The organism is Cutibacterium porci, assembly GCF_009696315.1.
In the GTDB taxonomy this organism is placed as follows: domain Bacteria; phylum Actinomycetota; class Actinomycetes; order Propionibacteriales; family Propionibacteriaceae; genus Cutibacterium; species Cutibacterium porci.
Genome location: NZ_VUMG01000002.1, coordinates 646796 through 664820, shown reverse-complemented (window position 1 = coordinate 664820; position 18025 = coordinate 646796). Strand labels below are relative to the sequence as shown.

The 18025-nt window shown below is 59.3% G+C and carries 15 protein-coding genes, 1 tRNA gene, 3 pseudogenes and 1 riboswitch; of the genes and pseudogenes, 9 read left to right on the top strand and 10 right to left on the bottom strand.

All coding sequences use genetic code 11. The features are described 5' to 3' along the window. Window positions 1–161 precede the first annotated feature (161 nt). From pyk to FYJ43_RS07010, 4 genes are all read left to right on the top strand, one after another. Window positions 162–1538, top strand: coding sequence for a pyruvate kinase (pyk, locus tag FYJ43_RS07025; protein ID WP_154563555.1), 1377 nt, complete (start codon window positions 162–164; stop codon window positions 1536–1538). Window positions 1539–1640: 102 nt separating this feature from the next. Then, window positions 1641–1716: riboswitch (Fluoride riboswitch) on the top strand. Between the two features lie 124 nt (window positions 1717–1840). Continuing rightward, the gene (locus FYJ43_RS07020) at window positions 1841–2341 is read left to right on the top strand and encodes a universal stress protein (protein ID WP_154563553.1); all 501 of its coding nucleotides are present in this window, start codon (window positions 1841–1843) and stop codon (window positions 2339–2341) included. After that, a complete protein-coding gene (locus FYJ43_RS07015) occupies window positions 2332–2763 on the top strand; it encodes a fluoride efflux transporter FluC (RefSeq protein ID WP_326833417.1) in 432 nt (143 codons plus the stop codon). Before FYJ43_RS07020 ends, FYJ43_RS07015 begins: the two co-directional genes overlap by 10 nt. Continuing rightward, a complete protein-coding gene (locus FYJ43_RS07010) occupies window positions 2760–3131 on the top strand; it encodes a fluoride efflux transporter FluC (RefSeq protein WP_154563175.1) in 372 nt (123 codons plus the stop codon). Before FYJ43_RS07015 ends, FYJ43_RS07010 begins: the two co-directional genes overlap by 4 nt. 8 nt (window positions 3132–3139) lie before the next feature. On the opposite strand, the gene FYJ43_RS07005 is transcribed toward FYJ43_RS07010, so the two are convergent. Then, window positions 3140–3222: transfer RNA gene (locus tag FYJ43_RS07005), tRNA-Leu, on the bottom strand. Window positions 3223–3385: 163 nt separating this feature from the next. Between FYJ43_RS07005 and FYJ43_RS07000 the strand changes: the two genes are divergently transcribed. After that, on the top strand, window positions 3386–4033 hold the full coding sequence (locus FYJ43_RS07000) for an ANTAR domain-containing response regulator (RefSeq protein ID WP_154563548.1): 648 nt from the start codon (window positions 3386–3388) through the stop codon (window positions 4031–4033). 19 nt (window positions 4034–4052) lie between these two features. Here FYJ43_RS07000 and FYJ43_RS06995 read toward each other — a convergent pair whose 3' ends face one another. Beyond that, the gene (locus FYJ43_RS06995) at window positions 4053–4466 is read right to left on the bottom strand and encodes a PaaI family thioesterase (protein ID WP_326833416.1); all 414 of its coding nucleotides are present in this window, start codon (window positions 4464–4466) and stop codon (window positions 4053–4055) included. A gap of 72 nt (window positions 4467–4538) precedes the next feature. Between FYJ43_RS06995 and polA the strand changes: the two genes are divergently transcribed. Continuing rightward, complete coding sequence (gene polA / locus FYJ43_RS06990; RefSeq protein ID WP_154563173.1) at window positions 4539–7214, top strand: DNA polymerase I; 2676 nt, start codon at window positions 4539–4541, stop codon at window positions 7212–7214. Between the two features lie 53 nt (window positions 7215–7267). Here the strand turns inward: polA and FYJ43_RS06985 are convergent, their stop codons facing one another. The 4 genes from FYJ43_RS06985 to FYJ43_RS06965 form a co-directional block, all read right to left on the bottom strand. Then, window positions 7268–8827: a flavin-containing monooxygenase gene (locus FYJ43_RS06985; protein ID WP_154563170.1), complete on the bottom strand. Its 1560-nt coding sequence runs from the start codon at window positions 8825–8827 to the stop codon at window positions 7268–7270. A gap of 11 nt (window positions 8828–8838) precedes the next feature. After that, window positions 8839–9690, bottom strand: coding sequence for an alpha/beta fold hydrolase (locus FYJ43_RS06980; RefSeq protein ID WP_195839920.1), 852 nt, complete (start codon window positions 9688–9690; stop codon window positions 8839–8841). A gap of 211 nt (window positions 9691–9901) precedes the next feature. Then, window positions 9902–12745, bottom strand: a complete 2844-nt coding sequence (locus tag FYJ43_RS06970) for an FAD-binding and (Fe-S)-binding domain-containing protein (protein WP_229771638.1) — start codon at window positions 12743–12745, stop codon at window positions 9902–9904. Between the two features lie 79 nt (window positions 12746–12824). Next, window positions 12825–13469 carry a class F sortase gene (locus FYJ43_RS06965; protein WP_326833456.1) on the bottom strand — a complete coding sequence of 215 codons (645 nt, stop codon included), beginning with the start codon at window positions 13467–13469 and terminating at the stop codon, window positions 12825–12827. 447 nt (window positions 13470–13916) lie between these two features. Here FYJ43_RS06965 and rpsA point away from each other — a divergent pair, with 447 nt between their 5' ends. The 3 genes from rpsA to FYJ43_RS12585 all read left to right on the top strand — a co-directional run bounded on the left by rpsA (window position 13917) and on the right by FYJ43_RS12585 (window position 16295). Next, window positions 13917–15413 carry a 30S ribosomal protein S1 gene (gene rpsA, locus FYJ43_RS06960; RefSeq protein WP_154563162.1) on the top strand — a complete coding sequence of 499 codons (1497 nt, stop codon included), beginning with the start codon at window positions 13917–13919 and terminating at the stop codon, window positions 15411–15413. Between the two features lie 118 nt (window positions 15414–15531). Continuing rightward, entirely contained in the window at window positions 15532–16224 is a 693-nt protein-coding gene (gene coaE, locus FYJ43_RS06955) for a dephospho-CoA kinase (protein WP_407643727.1), read from the top strand. Then, complete coding sequence (locus tag FYJ43_RS12585) at window positions 16221–16295, top strand: hypothetical protein (RefSeq protein ID WP_407643731.1); 75 nt, start codon at window positions 16221–16223, stop codon at window positions 16293–16295. Before coaE ends, FYJ43_RS12585 begins: the two co-directional genes overlap by 4 nt. Before the next feature lie 143 nt (window positions 16296–16438). Here the strand turns inward: FYJ43_RS12585 and FYJ43_RS12580 are convergent. The 4 genes and pseudogenes from FYJ43_RS12580 to FYJ43_RS12470 all read right to left on the bottom strand — a co-directional run. Continuing rightward, window positions 16439–16687: pseudogene (locus FYJ43_RS12580) on the bottom strand (ATP-binding cassette domain-containing protein); the annotation flags it as partial. Continuing rightward, window positions 16626–17021 carry a hypothetical protein gene (locus FYJ43_RS12575; RefSeq protein WP_407643732.1) on the bottom strand — a complete coding sequence of 132 codons (396 nt, stop codon included), beginning with the start codon at window positions 17019–17021 and terminating at the stop codon, window positions 16626–16628. The pseudogene FYJ43_RS12580 and the gene FYJ43_RS12575, both read right to left, overlap by 62 nt. After that, window positions 16969–17411, bottom strand: a pseudogene (locus FYJ43_RS12040) (hypothetical protein); the annotation flags it as partial. The gene FYJ43_RS12575 and the pseudogene FYJ43_RS12040, both read right to left, overlap by 53 nt. Before the next feature lie 55 nt (window positions 17412–17466). Next, window positions 17467–17966: pseudogene (locus tag FYJ43_RS12470) on the bottom strand (hypothetical protein). Window positions 17967–18025: the final 59 nt, after the last annotated feature.

Genomic DNA, 18025 nt, shown 5'->3' with positions numbered 1-18025 from the left:
GTGCGGTGGTCATCTGTGCACTCGGGATGAACGTCTGATGTACATCCGACGGTGACTGGCCTCCTGGCTCGGGTCCGCGTTGTCTCGGGCGGTATCGTATCAGTGTGCGTAGAGCTAAAATTGTGAACACCCTTGGGCCCGCTGTGGCCAGCCACGACGCCATGAAGGAGCTCATGGAGGCTGGCATGAATATCGCCCGTCTCAATATGAGCCACGGCGACTACTCCGAGCACCAGGAGCGTCTTGACCTGGTCCGTTCGGTTTCGAAGGAGCTTGGTCTCAACGTAGCTGCCCTGGCTGACTTGCAGGGCCCGAAGATCCGTACCGGCCTGTTTGAGAAGGCTGAGGGAGAGTCGAACGGTAAGATCGACCTCAAGATTGGTGACAAGTTCACTATCACGACTGACGACATTGTGGGTAATCAGGAGCGCGTCTCCACTACGTTCAAGGGCCTGCCCCAGGACTGCAAGCCGGGCGACGTCATCCTCATCGACGACGGCAAGACCGTCCTCCAAGTTGACTCTGTGAGCGGTAATGACGTCAATTGTCACTGCACTGTCGCTGGGCCGGTTGGTGACCACAAGGGCATTAACCTCCCCGGTGTTGCCGTGTCTATTCCGGCTCTCACCGAGAAGGACGAGGATAACCTGCGCTGGGCTCTCAAGGCCGGTATTGATCTCATTGCGCTGTCGTTCGTCCGTCATGGTTCTGACATCAATCGCGTTCACGAGATCATGGCCGAGGAGGGGCGTACTGTTCCCGTTATCGCCAAGCTCGAGAAGCCTCAGGCCATCGAGAACCTCGATGACATCATCGACGCCTTTGACGCCGTCATGGTTGCTCGTGGTGACATGGCCGTTGAGTGCCCGCTCGAAGAGGTCCCGCTGATCCAGAAGCAGATCATCGAGAAGGCTCGTTTGCAGGCTAAGCCCGTCATCGTGGCTACTCAGATGCTCGAGTCGATGATCCACGCTCCCCGTCCGACCCGTGCTGAGGCTGCCGACGTCGCCAATGCCATCCTTGACGGTGCCGATGGCGTCATGACCTCGGCTGAGACCAGCGTGGGTGACTTCCCGGGTGAGACCGTCCGTACCATGGCCAAGATCGTCGAGTCCACCGAGGCTCACGGCCTGGACAAGATTGCCAAGATCGACTGGGATCCGCACACCACCGGCGGCATCATGTCGAAGGCGGCTGCCGAGATTGCAGAGCGCGCCGAGGCCAAGTTCATCGTGGCCTTTACCAAGTCCGGTGACACTGCGCGTCGTATCGCGCGTCTGCGTCCGAGCACGCCGCTCATCGTCTTCACCCCTGATGAGACGACCACCAAGACCCTCGCCTGGGTGTGGGGCGCTCACGCCGTCGTCACGCCAGTGTTTAAGAATGCCGAAGAGCTGTACCGCTGGGTCAATGCCTACTTGCGTGACAAGGGCTTCGTTCCGGTGGGTGATCGCGTCGTCGTGCTGTCTGGTTCCCCAATGGACATTCCGGGCAAGACCAACGATCTGCGCATCCTTCGTATCAAGGAAGATGACTGACTGTAACTGAACCTCGATTATCGCGACGTCCCTCATGCTGTGAGGGACGTCGTTGTTTTCGGTGCGTGGATAGTGCGTTGGTGACCAGATCGTGCTGGTAACGTTTTCGACGGTGATGGATCCCACCGGGCATCGTGGATGCCAAACTGCCGATCTGGCTGATGGTTCCTACCCAGAAGTGCGTGGGTGGGAGTCTGCCCTCGCCGGTAAAGAATGAGCGGGGTTGTCATGAATGTTGCGCAACGCGATCCTGGAGGGCGGTCATGAACGATTGCGCAGTACCTCAACCGGACCCTTCCCGGATGATCGACTTTGATGGGCATCCCATTGTTGTTGCTGCCATTCCAGGTCAATCGAGCCTCGTGGCCTTAACCGCTGCGCTATTAGCAAAAGCTACTGGGGCATCCGAAATTGTTTTCGCCCATGTCGATCAGCAGCGCTACGTCGTGAAAGAAAGAGGTGACGGGTCGGTCATATCAGCCCCCATTGACCCTGATTATGTGGGAGATGACACTGGTCGGATCCGTCAGCTGACCGATGAGATTGCCGCAGTCCTCGGCGATAATGAGGTTCCATGGCGGCTGGAGTATCTTGCAGGACGCCCCGACCGTGCGCTGACTCACTTGGCTCGCGCTATTGATGCCGCAGCCTTTGTTGTCGGGGCAAGGACCCATAGGCGGCGGAGGGTTCAAGAATTCGTGAGTGGATCTATCGCCACCAACCTCTCCCACCATCAGCATCGACCGGTTCTTGTGGTGCCAACATCCGTCGTCGACTGGAAGGATTCCTCCCCGTGGCAATGAGATCGGGATTCCTCGATCGTCGTCCTGTGCTGGTGGGATTAGTATTCCTGGGTGGCTGCCTCGGCACTCTCATGCGTGCTGGAATTTCCCATGTCTGGCCGGCGCCGAAAGATGGCGTTCCTTGGTCAACAATGGCTATTAATCTTGTTGGCGCTTTTGTATTGGCGACGCTGCTCGAGATATTCGTCCATGCTGGTCCCGATGAAGGTATTCGGCGCGCAGTCCGGCTTTGTGTTGGTACCGGAGTACTGGGCGGTTTTACGACCTATTCCACCCTCGCGGTAGAAACCGGTCAGCGCATCATGTCCGGGCAATGGTTATTAGGGATTTTGTACCTCTTGACGAGTGTCGTAGTGGGTGCATTGCTGGCATGGTCCATGATTGCTGCGGTGCGCATGGCGGTTCGCCGGAGGTCATCATGACGATGGTGTGGATATGTTTAGCCGGTGGTCTTGGGGCGGTTACGAGGTTTCTGCTCGACTCGCGCCTTAACTCGCGGTTTCCTGCACCAATTCCGGTAGGGACCGTTGTTATTAATGTGGCTGGATCATTGTTATTAGGTTTTATTACTGCGGTGGCGCTTCAGCACATGGGATTTTCGCAGCACCTCAAGGGTCCGCTGGCAACGGGATTTTGTGGCGGATTCACAACCTTCAGCACAGCGTCTGTCGAGACAGTGCGCACCTCATCCGAGCATGGGATATTCGTAGGAATGTTGCACTGCATCGGGATGGCGATTGCGGGAGTACTAGCAGCAATACTGGGGCTATTTCTGGGGTCACAGGTGTAAGCCGGCGGTGCCCGAGAGGGGAGTCGAACCCCTACGCCCGCAAGGACAGCGCATTTTGAGTGCGCCGCGTCTACCATTCCGCCACTCGGGCCGGCTTGCCTATTGTGCCACAGTTGCGCCCAGATGCCGATTCGGCACAGGCAACCACCGGGTAGATGAGTCCCTTAGACCAGAAAATCTGCTAGTCAGGGACACGTGCATGTGCGGCAAGTCGTTACAACCACTAAGATTAAACCGAGTTGTCAACGTTCGACATGCAAGGAATCACCGTGAGCAAGCCACAGGACCCCACTCGGTCAACCTCTGACTCGGGGGCGGAGGCGGAACATCCACGTGTCGTTGTCGCCGAGGACGAGGCTCTTATCCGTCTCGATCTCGTCGAGTTGCTCGAAGAGCATGGCTACGAGATTGTCGGTCAAGCTAGCGACGGCGAGGAGGCCGTCCGCTTGGCTAACGAACTCGAGCCCGACCTGATCGTTATGGACGTCAAGATGCCAAAGATGGACGGCATCACCGCGGCTGACAAGATCGCCGAAGATCGCATTTGCGCCGTCGTCATGCTGACCGCGTTCTCGCAGCGCGATCTCATTAAACGCGCTAAAGAGGCAGGCGCGATGGCCTACGTCGTCAAGCCTTTTGACGCCTCAGACGTCATTCCGGCTATCGAAATTGCCATGGCCCGATTCGCTGAGATCCGCGGTGTTGAGGACGAGGTCATGGACCTGGAGGAGCGCCTTGAGTCGCGCAAGATTGTCGACCAGGCTAAAGGTATTTTGCAGACTAGCCTCGACCTCACTGAGCCGGAGGCCTTCCGGTGGATCCAGAAGACCGCCATGGATCTGCGTAAGTCAATGCGAGAGGTCGCTCAGGGGGTTATCGATCACGCCGAGAACGAGAAGTAATCGTGGTGGTTGGCCCCTCTTATATGACCTGACAGGTCATTCTCCCGATGGCACAGATACGGCCCTCGTCGTCGACGATCTCGACGGTGTGGGTCGTTGTGCGTTTACCGAGATGTACAGCGGTCGCAGTAGCGATGACCTGATGACCATGAGGGGGCCGTACATGCGATACCGACAGCTCAGTCCCGACCGCCGAGTGCTCGAAGGTCCGGGCGTGAGCCATTGCTGCTAGCGACCCGGCGGTCTCCACGAGGACGCCGGAACCGCCGCCATGCCACAGGCCCATAGGTTGGGTGTTGCCCTCTAACGGCGCTGTGACGACACAGCGGTTGGGTGAAATGTCTCGAACCTTGACGCCGAGCTTGTCGTCAAGGGGGCTGACGAGTTCTGCAAGCCAGTCGGGAAGTGGATGCTCAGGAATGGAATATGTCACAGCTGAAGCATGCCACTATGTGCTGCGGTGATCACGACGTGGTTGTCCGTGGCGTCCTCTAGAGTCGGCGATATGAGCGAGACGACGCAGCCCACCCTCATGGTCCTTGACGGGCATTCCATGGCTTTCCGGGCATTTTACGCCCTGCCGGTCGAGAATTTCATCACGTCGACGGGGCAGCACACCAATGCGGTACACGGCTTTGTCGCGATGCTCATCAACCTGCTGCGCAACGAAAAGCCCACTCACGTTGCGGTGGCATGGGATCTTCCGGGAGGCACGTTTCGTACTACTGAGTATTCCGAGTACAAGGCTGGCCGGGCCGCCACTCCGGCGGAATTTCCCGGTCAGATCGACCTCATCAAAGAGGTCCTTGATGCGCTGCATATCGTGCATCTGTCGAAGGAGAACTACGAGGCTGACGACATCCTCGCGACGCTGTCTACCCGTGCGACTGCGGAGGGATTCAAGTCTCTGCTCGTTTCCGGGGACCGGGACGCCATGCAGTTGGTGAACGATCAGGTCACGGTGTTGTACCCACGCAAGGGTGTTTCCGACCTCGCTCGCATGACGCCGCAGACCGTCGAGGAAAAGTACCTGGTGCCGCCAGCTCGGTATCCGGAGTTGGCAGCTTTGGTGGGGGAGAGCGCCGATCATTTACCTGGGGTTCCTGGTGTTGGCCCTAAGACGGCTGTGAAGTGGCTGACGGTCTATGACGGTTTGGAAAACCTTATCCGTCAGGCTGACACTGTAAAAGGGAAGGCGGGGCAGTCCTTGCGCGATCACCTCGACGACGTCGTCCGTAATCGCAAACTCAATGCTTTGATCCGCGACCTCGACCTTGACGTCACGCTGAGCGACTTGGCCCGTCAGCCTTGGGACCCCAAGGCGACTCGCGCGGTGTTCGACACCCTGGAATTTCGTACCCTGTGGGACCGCGTTCGTGCACTCGCCTCCGAATCTGATGCCGAGGTCATGGAGGTCGATAACACCCTCGATATTTCAGGGACGGTCCTGGAACCGGGGACATTGAGCACCTGGCTATCTGCGGCTGAAGGTCGCGTCGGCGTCGACGTCACTGGTCATTGGGGGAGCGGATCTGGCGATGTCGAGGCTATCGCGCTGGGATGCGTTGACGGGAGTGCAACGTGGTTTGACGCCGCTGAGTTGAGCCCGGAAGATGAGAGGTCTTTCGCTGCCTGGCTGGCTGACGAGGAACAACCTAAGGCGATGCATTCGGCGAAAGGCCCGATTGAGGCTCTCACCGAGCGCGGTTGGCAGGTCGCGGGCTTGACGTGTGACACCGAGCTGGCGTCCTACTTACTGCATCCAGATCGCCGTGCTCACAAGTTTGATGATGCGGTGCGCATCCACCTCAATATCACTCTGGGCAGCGCAGAAAACGATTCTGACCAGGCGATGCTGGACTTCGGCAATGACTCGTCTGCCGAGTCGATGGAGAGAGCAGTTGCCGTCACTATGCTGGCCGACGTCCTGGAGAAGGAAGTCGAGGCGCACGGCGGGTCTGAGCTGCTGAGCGATGTCGAGATGGGGGTGCAGCGGTGCCTCATCTCGATGGAGCGCGCCGGCATCGCCGTCGATACAGATATCCTTGAAAAGCTGCGTTCCGAGTTCGACGAACGGGTCATGCGGGCCCAGGAGGCTGCGTGGGAAGCAGCTGGTGAGCAGATCAATCTGTCCTCGCCAAAGCAGCTGCAAGGAGTGCTCTTCGACAAGCTCGACATGCCCAAGACTCGGCGCACCAAGTCCGGGTACACGACTGATGCGGACGCTTTGGCCGGCTTGTATGAGAAGACAGAGCATCCCCTTCTAGCGCATCTTCTCGAGCACCGTGACGCCATCAAGCTGCGCCAAACTGTCGATGGATTGCTCAAAGAGGTCCGTGACGACGGTCGGGTTCACACCACGTATATGCAGACGATCGCCGCGACCGGACGGTTGTCGAGTAAGGACCCGAACCTCCAGAACATTCCGATGCGTACCGACGAGGGGCGACGCATTCGGGAAGGATTCGTTGTCGGTGAGGGGTATGAGTCACTGCTGAGCGCGGACTACTCCCAGATTGAGATGCGGATCATGGCGCACGTGTCTGGCGATCAATCTCTCATCGACGCGTTCCGATCCGGTCAGGATTTCCATACCGTGACGGCGTCTCACGTCTTTGGAGTTGCCCCCGAGGACGTCAGCGTGGCTCAACGCTCGAAGATCAAAGCCATGAACTACGGACTGGCCTATGGGTTGAGCGCCTATGGGCTATCGAACCAGCTCAAGGTCAGTGTGGGTGAGGCTAAGGAACTCATGGCCGATTATTTCAGCCGGTTCGGAAAGGTACACGAGTACCTCGAGGAGGTCGTCGATCAGGCGCGTCGGCAGGGATACACCGAGACTCTGCTGGGACGCCGTCGCTATTTACCTGACCTCACCTCGACGAATCGTCAGCGTCGAGATATGGCCGAGCGCGCCGCGCTCAACGCCCCCATTCAAGGATCGGCAGCCGACCTTATCAAACTAGCCATGCTTGCCACTGATGAGAAAATTGCTGAGGCAGGTTTGACGAGCCGAGTGCTGCTACAGGTGCATGATGAACTCATCCTTGAGGTTGCCGAAGGCGAGGAGAGCAAGGTTCGCGACATCGTCACTGATGCCATGGGACATGCTATGGAGCTGTCGGTCCCGCTGACAGTGTCGATTGGGGTCGGACGATCGTGGTTCGACGCTGCGCACTGAGCCCGGCTAACGACATGAGGGGCATCGCAGGACGCCCCTCATCCCGTCAGCGATCACTCCATGTCGAACCAGACTGGGTCGAAGTGTCCGTTCTGGACGCGGAAGTCGTAGGCGTAGTCGGGCCAGATAGCCGTCAACTGGCCGGTGCGGTCGTCGACGTACCAGGCCGAGCAGCCACCGTCGGAGGTCCACACCGTGTTGCGGGACCACTTACGCAGCCAGTCATTCCACGCTTTGTCGGCCTCAGCCGTCGGCTCCAAGGTGGTCTGCCCGGTGTCATGGCAGTAATCGAGGGCTTGCACCACAGCCGCTGCCTGAGACTCAATGATGTGTACCGAGGAGTTGTGGCCTAATCCGGTGTTGCGGGCATTGACGGTGAACAGGTTCGGGAATCCACGCTGGGCCAGCGTGTGGGTGGGAGCTCCGCCCTTGCCCCACACGTCTGCCAGGGTTTCGTTCTTCTCGTTGCGGACGTGGGCGGCATAGATCGGTTGACTCACCGTGAAACCGGTACACAGGATGATGGCGTCGGCCTCGTAGCGCTCCCCGTTGGCCGAGATGAGGGTTGATCCCTCCACCGAGGCAAGGGCCGAGGGCTCAAGGGTGACGTTGGCACGGTTGAATGCTTTGAAGTACTCATTGCTGACAAGGATTCGCTTGCACCCAGGGGTGTACGTCGGGGTGAGGAGCTGTCGGATCTTAGGGTCCTCGACGAGGGATTCCAGGTGGCTGAGGGTGAGCTTCTTAACGTGGTCTTGCATCGCAGGAATGAGACGCATCGCGCCGTAGAGTGTCTCGGCCTGCCAGAAGTGGTCGTCGCGCTCGCGCTGCATCTCGTCGGGATGACGACGATAGGTCTTTTTCTCGATGTCGGTGTAGGGCGGATCGATGCGCGGCATGACGTAGGCCGGAGTGCGCTGGAAGACGACGAGCTGGTCAGCCATTGGGGCGACGGCGGGTGTCACCTGGATCGAGGACGCACCAGTACCGACGACGGCAACCCTCTTCCCGGTGAGGTCCGCCGAGGTGTCCCAGCGGGCAGAGTGCAGGATCGTTCCAGGAAAACCGTCGATACCGGGGATATCGGGGATCTTGGGATCGACGAGATGGCCTGAACCGGTGATAAGGAAGTGACAGGTGTACTCGCCCCGGGGAGTCTCGATGTGCCATAGGTCGTTCTTGGGATCCCAGGTGGCCTCTTCCATGGCAGTCGAGGGGCGGTAATGCTCGTCGAGGCCCTCGTTGTGGGCGGCGGCCTTGAGGTATTCACAGATCTCCGCGCCGCTTCCGTAGGCGTGGGACCAATCGGGATTGAGCTCGAAGGACAGGGAGTACAGGTGGCTGGGGACGTCACAGGCGACGCCGGGGTACTTGTTGTCGAGCCAGCAGCCGCCCCAATCCTCATTGCGATCAATGATGAGGAAATCGTGGTGACCGCGGCGGCGCAGCAGACTACCCAGGCAGATGCCGGAGAATCCGCCACCAGTGATGATGACGTCGGCGTGGTTGCCGGTGGGTACTGATTCACCGAAATCAACCTCGGTGATGAACTTCGGGTCAGGAGTAAGCGAGTCGACTCCCGACAGGTTGGGGACCTTGATCGGAGTAATCATGATCGTTCCTCTCAGGCGTGGGTCTCGGGAATGATCGTCCCGGCCGGGTAGCGGTGTGGATCACGGATGAACAAGTCGATGAGTTGGACGACCTCGGTCGGGCGCTCCATCGGAATTCCGTGGCCGGTGGAGGTCTCGGTGTAGCGGGCGTCGGGGATGACGCCGAAGAGGGCCCGGGAGTGGTGCTTGGGCACCATCATGTCCTCGGCCCCGGCTACGACGAGGGTGGTTGCCGAGATGTTGCTGATGACGTCGGAAATGTCGACGCGACCGTTGAGGTCCATCTGCGCGGCGACGAACTCGTTGATCGGTAGGGCGGCGATAGCAGCCTCGACCATATTGGGGTCGGCTTTGCGCACGAAGTTGGGGGAGAAAGCGCAGAAAGCCATGTAATGACGAATGGCCTCAGATTTCTCCTCGTACAGCTTGCGCCAGATACCGTTACGGAGTTTCTGATGACCATCCGTGGTGATCCAGCCGGCCAGTAGGACGAGGGAGGCGACGCGCTCGCCCTGAGTCGCCGCGATGTACTCGGCTACTGCGGCACCGAGTGAATATCCGACGAGATCGAAGGGCTCGTCGCCGATGGCGTCATTGACGGTAGCCATGACCTGGCCTGCCAGCGCTTCGACGGTGAGAGGAGCGGAGGAGTCGGCCAACGGAGACCAGTCGGCCGATATGACACGGGTTCGGGTGGCCAGGATGGGGAAGATCTGGCCGTAGTGGGAGGCAGTTGATCCTGAGGTGCCGTGGACGAGGACGAGCGGACGGTGCCCGTCGGTAGTCTCGACTGAGTCGAAATAGGTGACTTCGGCACCATCGACGGTGACGGTTCGGGTTTCGGTAGTAGAGGTGAGAAGCATCTGAACTCCCGGCGTTGCAACGGCGATGTGGTACGCGGTGGAGTGGACTGTACCTGCCTGGAGACCAATTATCAGGTAAAAATGAGAGATTTCTCTCATTTATTGGTTGTTGGCGAGCTCCGCGGATGTCAGTGTCCGAGAATCGGACGGGCTCCATACGCACCTGGCCCGGCCAATATCGGCCGGGCCAGCAGATTTTACGCATCACTCGTCATGCCGGGGCGTACTCCACCATTCGTTCGGATAGCACCGAGAGCACGTGACGCCACGGCTTCCCGGTAGCTCGTTCCATGCCAAGCTCACAGGTGCGATTGGCTGATAGGTAGAGGTCGAACTCGTGTGACGACAATTCGGCTGCCTCGCGTCGGGTAGCCGACTCGGTGAGCTCAGGATGAAGCATCCCACGGTCTCCGGCGAATCCGCAGCAGCCCCAGGTGTCGGCGACGACCACCTCGTCAGCGACCGCTTCGGCGCAGCGTTTGAGGGCGTTATTCCAGCCCATTCTGGTGGACGAGCACGTCGGATGAAGTGCCGCTGATGCGACCTTTGGTAGTGCTGGCATGATGGGCAGGACCTCGTCGGCAACGTACTGGACGGCGTCAACGACTCGGATCCCCGTCACTGCCTCGTACTCGAGCTCGTGGACGAATCCTTCCGAGCAGCTGACAGCGTCGGAGATGATCGTCAGTTCTCCGCCTTGAGTGGCTCGGCGCATGACGTCGACGACGCGACGACGCATCGTCGCGTATCCCTTCGTCATCCCTTTGGATTTCCATGGGGTGCCACAGCACAGCGAATTAATTCCTTCGGGGACGGTCACCCCGATCCCGGCCGCAGTAAGTAGAGAGATGATCGCAAACTCAGTCGATTTCTCACCCGGTACGGCGCTCCCGAACATGGTATTGACGCAGGCTGGCAGGTAGAACACTTCGGGGCGTCCATGTGGGGCACTGCGGTGACCAGAACTGCGTCGGCTACCACCACCAGGAAGCTCATCGGAAACTAGCGGGATGCGGTCATCTCCCAGCACAGCACGTGCCGCACCGGCGAGGGCATTGGTCGCTGTCGCGGGGACGGGTTTGATGACAGACATCCCGGCACTCGCAGCGGTGACGAAGGGGTTCCATCCCTTGGCGGCGAGGTCCCAGGCGGTCTGCCAAGTAGCTGGATTGTGCTCCGCCCGGAGCCGTCGCACCAGATCGCCCGTATTGATGTGTAGAGGACAGTTCGTCTGGCACATGCCGTCAACCGCACAGGTTTGCACTGCCGGATAAGTCGCACGCTTCTCAAGATCGATGGCACGTTCCTCATCTCCGTCGACTCGTGCCTGAGCGATGGCACGCTGCAAGACGATTCGCTGGCGAGGGGTCAATGTGAGATCCCGTGACGGGCAGACAGGTTCGCAGTATCCACACTCAACGCACCGATCGACCTCCTCCTGGATGGTTGGAGTGAGTTTGACCTCCTTCAGGTGCAGCCTCGGATCCTCGGTAATGATGGTGTCACGGTTGAGCACCCCCGCTGGATCTACCGCCTCTTTGATCTGACGCATGATCCGGTACAGATCAGGACCGTATTGGCGTGCGACGAAGGGGGCCATGATGCGTCCTGTGCCATGCTCAGCCTTGAGGGTGCCGTGGGCGTTGAGGACGAGGGTAACCATGTCTTCGGTGAATTTTTCGTAGCGATTCAGGCCAGTTTCGTCACGGAAGTCTTCGACGACGAGGAAGTGGATATTTCCGTCCTTGGCGTGGCCAAAGATGATCGACTCTGGGTAGTTGTGTTCATCAAAGAGCTGTTGCAGGTCGCTACATACCCCTGCGAGGGTCTCGACGGGAACGGCGATGTCCTCCAACAGAGCCGTCTGGCCAGACTGCCGGGTACCAGCGACCTTGGCATAAAGGCCATTGCGTAGAGTCCAGATTGGGCCACGTACAGCAGGATCGTCAGTGAATGTCGGCTCGTTAACCAAGTCCAAATTGGCGATGACGGCATTACCGGCTTCGACAGCGTCGTCGCGTGAGCGTTGATCTGGGCAATGGTATTCGACGAGAAGGGCAGCATCTGCGCTTCCGGGTGCGGGCGGGATGATGTGACCGTTAGCTGGGTCGTCACGACATAGCTGGAGTGACGAGGAATCCATGAGCTCGGTCACGGCTACTCCGGATTCCACCAAAGCTGGAAGTGCTTTCGTGGCAGCATCAAGAGTGGGGAAGTGGAGTAAGGCAGTAGCCAGGTTCGGCATGATCTTCACGGTGTTCATGACGGCCGAAGAGATGAATCCGAGAGTTCCCTCTGAGCCGATCATAAGGTGGGAGAGGATCTGCGCTGGAGTGTCGTAGTCGAGGAAGGCATTGAGGCCGTAGCCCATGGTGTTCTTGCGCGAGAATTGGAAAGCGATTTCGTCGGCACGTGCCGGTTCGCGGCATTGGTCTCGCAGTGCCATGAGTGTCTCGACGAGCTGGGGTTCGTCGTCGGCTAGTTTGTCCTCACACTGTGGGTCTGCGGTGTCGATGACGGTGCCCGAGGCTAGCACGAAAACCATGGAGTCGAGGGTGTGATATGAGTTAGCGACGGTTCCGCAGCTCATCCCCGAGGAATTGTCGGCCAGCACTCCGCCGAGGGTGCATGCCACCGACGACGCCGGGTCGGGGCCGAGTTTTCGTCCGTACCGGGCAAGAACGGAATTAGCGGCGGCGATGGTTGTGCCAGGTTGGATGCGAACTTTGTGCCCGTCGTCGAGTACCTCGATGCCACGGAAGGATCGCCGAGTGTCGACCATGACCCCGCTCGTCAGCGCCTGACCAGAGAGGCTTGTTCCGCCAGAGCGGAAAATGACGTCCACGTTATAGCGCGTGGCGGCTGCCATCGCCGCGGCCACGTCGGAGGTAGATCGCGCACGGACGAGAACGCCGGGGGTGAGTAAATAGTGAGAGGCATCAGGGGCTATTGCGGCAAGGTCAAGCGGATCCTGGCTGACCTTGCTTTTCCCAAGTCTGCCCAGAAGGTGGTCGAGGAGGGAGGACGGAAAAGATGAGCGTGCACCACGGTTCATAGATGCCACATTAGAAGTGGCTGAACGTGCACGCTCATCTTAGGGTTGCCTGGGATGACGCGGTGTGAGTGTGCGGCGATCAGGCGACTGGATCGGCGTAGAACAGGATCCTGGACTCGTGTCCCTTGCCTTTGACGTAATCCCAGCAGACCACGATCACGGCTTGGGCCGGGCCGTTATCGTTGTACAGGATCGTCGAATTCGGATCGTAGTCCTTGACCCACACCTTGGTGTTGTGGCTGTAGCGGTAGCAGACGGTGTTGCCGGACTTGTCGGACAACCGAATGATGTCTCCTGGCTTGAGGCCGTCATCCTTGCTGTACAACTTGTTTCCCAGTGCTTCCCCAATGTGGAAGGTATGGGAGGTGAGGACGACGTTGCCCTTGTTAGAACCGACCTTCGGGCCTTGGTTGAACCATGCCATCGACGACGGATCGTCCCGTGGTGGGGCGCCAGCTGCTCCCGTGCTATCAACGCCGCGTGAGAGTACTTTCGCCGAGACGTTCATATGGTCGATCGAATACTTCACCGGGATGATCGGTTGAGGTTGCTTCATACAGCCGGCGGGGACCGGCGCTTTGACGGCTGAGGAAGTGCCAGAGGCATCTGGGGCCGTAGCCGTGGCCGCCGATGATGCCGGTCCACTGGCAGAGGCAGAACTGTTGTTGTCGCGCTGGATGAAGATGGTGGCGACCGCGGCGACGACAAGAGCGATGACGACCACGAGAGAGACGATTCGCCACTTCGGGCCGCCCGGCCGCGCGCTGTTGTCGGCATGGGCTGCTGAACTGGTCGATGGGGCTGGTTCGGCGAAAGGTCCTTCGTGTCGGGGAGACTGGTCAGCCATAACTGTGATGTCCTCCAAGGCTTGAGAGGGGTTCAGTCTCGGGGTTGATTTTCCCGAAAGTGGATGCGAGTCCGAGGAGCGGATCCAGATGCAGGGTACCCTCTTAGATGGAGGATTCCCATTTAATTCATCTCATGGGTAATGACGTGCGTAGCCGTCGCCGTTGGTGAAGGGAAGGTCGGTTGACCCATTGGGGTCATGGTATTACGCTTGCTTCTGCGTTGTGGTCTGTGCGATCTCGGACGGGAGTAGATCGTGCTCGATCCCCAGGGTCGGGGCTGCGGCGTGTTTCAAGCCACATGACATCAATCGGAGTCCTACTACATGACCTCCTCCACTGAGGCCTCCACCTCGAACCCGGTCGACACCGACCAGCAGAATGCCGCCAACACCGCCCATGAATCCGTAGCGGTTGACGACCTTGGCAGCCCGGAGGCCTTTTTGGCCGCTGTGGACGCCACCATCAAGTACTTCAACGACGGCGATATCGTCTCTGGAACCGTCGTCAAGGTGGACCGTGATGAGGTCCTCCTTGACATTGGCTACAAGACCGAGGGTGTCATCCCGTCCAAAGAGTTGTCGATCAAGCACGATGTGGACCCCTTCGAGGTCGTTAACGTCGGTGATGAGATCGAGGCCCTTGTCCAGCAGAAGGAGGACAAGGAGGGTCGCTTGATCCTGTCCAAGAAGCGCGCGCAGTATGAGCGGGCTTGGGGCACGATCGAGCAGCTCAAGGAAGAGGACGGCGTCGTTACCGGCACCGTCATCGAGGTTGTTAAGGGCGGACTTATCGTTGACATCGGCCTGCGAGGCTTCCTTCCCGCTTCTCTGGTCGAGATGCGTCGGGTTCGCGATCTTCAGCCGTATGTGGGTCAAGAGATCGAGGCCAAGATCATTGAGCTCGACAAGAACCGCAACAATGTTGTGCTGTCGCGTCGCGCATGGCTGGAGCAGACCCAGTCCGAGGTTCGCCAGAACTTCTTGCACCAGCTGCAGAAGGGGCAGATCCGCAAGGGTGTCGTCTCCTCGATCGTCAACTTCGGTGCCTTCGTGGATCTGGGCGGCGTAGACGGTCTGGTTCACGTCTCCGAGCTGTCCTGGAAGCACATTGACCATCCGAGTGAGGTCGTCGAGGTTGGACAGCCTGTCACCGTCGAGGTGCTGGACGTCGATATGGATCGCGAGCGCGTTTCGCTGTCCCTCAAGGCGACTCAGGAAGATCCGTGGCAGGCATTCGCCCGTCTGCACCAGATCGGCCAGATCGTCCCCGGCAAGGTCACCAAGCTCGTTCCGTTCGGTGCCTTCGTTCGCGTCGAGGATGGCATCGAGGGTCTGGTTCACGTCTCCGAGCTGGCCGAGCGCCACGTTGAGATCCCTGAGCAGGTTGTGAGCGTCAATGACGATGTCATGGTCAAGATCATTGATATCGACCTTGATCGTCGTCGTATCTCGCTGTCTCTCAAGCAGGCCAACGAGGGTATCGACGTCGAGTCTGACGAGTTCGATCCGTCGCTGTACGGCATGACTGCTTCTTACGACGAGGATGGCAACTACATCTACCCGGAGGGCTTCGATCCCGAGACTAACGAGTGGAAGCCGGGCTACGACGAGCAGCGTATCGCTTGGGAGCAGCAGTACGCCGAGGCTCAAGCTCGTTGGGAAGCTCACCGCAAGCAGGTCATCGAGGCCGAGCAGGCTGATCAGGAGGCCGCTCTGGCCGATGGAGGTGCTCAGTCGTCTTACACCAGCGGCCCGACTGAAGGTTCGCTGGCCTCTGATGAGGCTTTGCAGGCCCTGCGTGACAAGCTGACGCACAACTGAGTGGTTCGTTGACCATTCTTCGAGGGTCCCGCCGGTAGGTGGGACCCTCGTTGTGCGTCAGCCTATCGCTGTACTCATGTGATGACAATGGCTGCCCCAGCCAATTTATGCTGAGGGTGTGACGTACACGGGGACAGGTGACAAGGTGACGATGCCGGAACGGGCTATTCGTGGCGTTGAGCCAGATGGTGTGGTTCGCGTCGGTCTGACCGGTGGTATTGCCAGTGGAAAATCGACGGTGTCTCGGCTGCTGGCCGCCCACGGGGCCACCATTATCGACTACGATCAGCTATCTCGCGACGTCGTCGCTACTGGGACGCAAGGCCTCGCCCAGGTCGTCGAGGCCTTTGGACCACAGATTCTTGCTGCCGATGGTTCCCTGAATCGGGCCGCCTTGGGGTCCATCGTGTTTTCTGATTCACGGGCCCGACATCGCCTCGAATCCATCATCCATCCACTGGTGGAGGAGGCTGCCCGTCGAGTCGATGACCAGGCCCGCATCGCCAAAGGAGTCATGGTCGTCGTCCACGATATTCCCTTGCTTGTCGAGACTGGGCGGGCCGACGAGTTCGACGTCGTGGTGGTTACGGATATCGACCCTGCCGAACAGGTTCGTCGAGTCGTCGAGAGGGATGGGGCTAGCCAGGACGATGCATGGGCGAGGATTCGTGCTCAAGCTTCTCGCAAGGAGCGTCTGGCGGCTGCCGACATCGTCATCGACACCAGTGGGCCGTTGAGGGATCTTCCGGGAAAAGTTAACCGTGCATGGTCGACAATCATTGAGAGCGAGTCGTCTCGTTTCTCGACGTGAAGCGATCGGACAATCAGCGATGGTGCAGTGACAGCACCTGCGAACAACGACTCGCGACTCGGTCGCTGTGAGTGGCGAGAAGTATCACTTTGCCTTCATTGGCGAGGCCTTGTAGAAGATTTAGGATCATGTCCTCGTTGTCGCGGTCAAGTGAGGCCGTGGGTTCGTCGGCCAGGATGATCCGGCTCGGCTTGAGGAGCAATCGAGCCAAGGCGACACGCTGCTGTTCGCCTCCGCTAAGGGTGTGTACGGGAGTTTGTTCCTGCCCGGGCAGTCCAACGCGTTCCAAGGCGGATGCGAAGGAGGGTTTGGGTAGTAAGGGTCTTGGGTGCGCTGCGATGTCTAGGTTTTCGCGTACCGTAGCGCTCTCGAGCAGAGCGTGGAAGAGGTAGCCAATGGTCTCACGGCGGACACGCTTGTGCCGTCGACGCGGGATGGCAAGGATGTCCGTGCCGTCGATCACGATGTGGCCGCTGTCGGGAAGCGTTCTGGGCTGTGGATGCCCCTGTAGGGGAGATGCTGGCAACTGCCCTGGCAAGCGAGGGGCTGGACGTGACGCGTCGGGACTCGGAATTGGGATCGAGCAGGAGAATTCCACCGGTAGTCAATGCTGTGGTGAGGTCATCACCCGGCAATAGTCCTGAGGGGACGCGGATCATTGCGGGATCGGTCGTCGTTGCTGACAGACCCTGTTCGGGGAACTGCTGCCCGAAGGTGAAATAGTCGTGAGAGCCGAGCCGATGTGATCCGCCCCACGTGGCGATCGACCGTGGCCCATTGGGCTTGTTGGTCTTCATAGCGCCACAGTTCCCGTGTGGCAGAGGTGACTGAAACTATCAGCAGTATCGCCAACATGGCCACCGGAAAGCGAAGCAGATACGAGGCGGAGAAGACCGGGAGACTGGTCATTCGACCCTTGACCTGAGCCAGGATTTCTGCGCTTGACCCAACGTCACGATCTCGACTGTGAGGAGTACTGCGACGGCCATATCTGGATTGACCAGCGAAACCATCGCATCCATTGAGTTAAACCGTTGTAAAAGCCGAGGATCGGCACACTGATCAAAGCCGTTACACGCTGCGACGGATACCGCATGAAGAGTTTCTCGGCTGGCATGGTGTAGCCACGAGTGACCGTGCAAACGGAGAATACCGTAACGCCGAGTCCGGGCGAACACCGCCGCCATGACCAGGGCGGCCAATGCCCCCATCATCCCGCCGTACGCCTTGATGATGCCAGGATTATGGCTGGCAACGAGTCCCAGGTTCACCTGGCCTTGTCCCGAGGAGCGAAACCCCAATGCACTCATTCCGGAGGCGAATGTGGTGGCATCGGCGGCGTTGCCAGACGAGGTACTCGCCGCTGCGATCGGTGGATTGATCTTGATCCATGTGGGCGATATGGGTGACCATGTGCGATGACAGATTCGGGTAACCCTTAGGAAACGGATTGAGAGTGCGGCCGGCTGCGGAAACTACATAGAGCCCCCGAGAGGATTCCAGATTGTTCAGATCGGCCTGCCAACGCCCGACCGCCACATGTTGTCGTTGCGAATACGTGGACATCCACGAGTCGACCGCCGAGACGTTTCGGGCTGGTGTTCCCTCGACGAGAACGATGACGGGGTGCCTAGCTGAGGGGAGCACCGTTTCTACCGCGCCCAACAGAATGATGCCATAAGAACGGCGACAACTGCCGTCAGAAAGTAGGGGAGGGATACCGGTGAGGGTCGTCTTATCATTGTGGCGGCTTCCTTCTGATCGGACCGTGGAGGGGTACCAGGCGGCACGTCCCACCGTA

What these genes read in the sequence shown, in the direction of transcription:
- pyk (WP_154563555.1), top strand. Translation starts at nt 162, where the DNA reads ATGAAGGAGCTCATGGAGGCTGGCATGAATATCGCCCGTCTCAATATG.
- FYJ43_RS07020 (WP_154563553.1), top strand. Translation starts at nt 1,841, where the DNA reads ATGATCGACTTTGATGGGCATCCCATTGTTGTTGCTGCCATTCCAGGT.
- FYJ43_RS07010 (WP_154563175.1), top strand. Translation starts at nt 2,760, where the DNA reads ATGACGATGGTGTGGATATGTTTAGCCGGTGGTCTTGGGGCGGTTACG.
- FYJ43_RS07000 (WP_154563548.1), top strand. Translation starts at nt 3,386, where the DNA reads ATGCAAGGAATCACCGTGAGCAAGCCACAGGACCCCACTCGGTCAACC.
- polA (WP_154563173.1), top strand. Translation starts at nt 4,539, where the DNA reads ATGAGCGAGACGACGCAGCCCACCCTCATGGTCCTTGACGGGCATTCC.
- FYJ43_RS06985 (WP_154563170.1), bottom strand. Translation starts at nt 8,827, where the DNA reads ATGATTACTCCGATCAAGGTCCCCAACCTGTCGGGAGTCGACTCGCTT.
- FYJ43_RS06980 (WP_195839920.1), bottom strand. Translation starts at nt 9,690, where the DNA reads ATGCTTCTCACCTCTACTACCGAAACCCGAACCGTCACCGTCGATGGT.
- FYJ43_RS06970 (WP_229771638.1), bottom strand. Translation starts at nt 12,745, where the DNA reads ATGAACCGTGGTGCACGCTCATCTTTTCCGTCCTCCCTCCTCGACCAC.
- rpsA (WP_154563162.1), top strand. Translation starts at nt 13,917, where the DNA reads ATGACCTCCTCCACTGAGGCCTCCACCTCGAACCCGGTCGACACCGAC.
- FYJ43_RS12575 (WP_407643732.1), bottom strand. Translation starts at nt 17,021, where the DNA reads ATGAAGACCAACAAGCCCAATGGGCCACGGTCGATCGCCACGTGGGGC.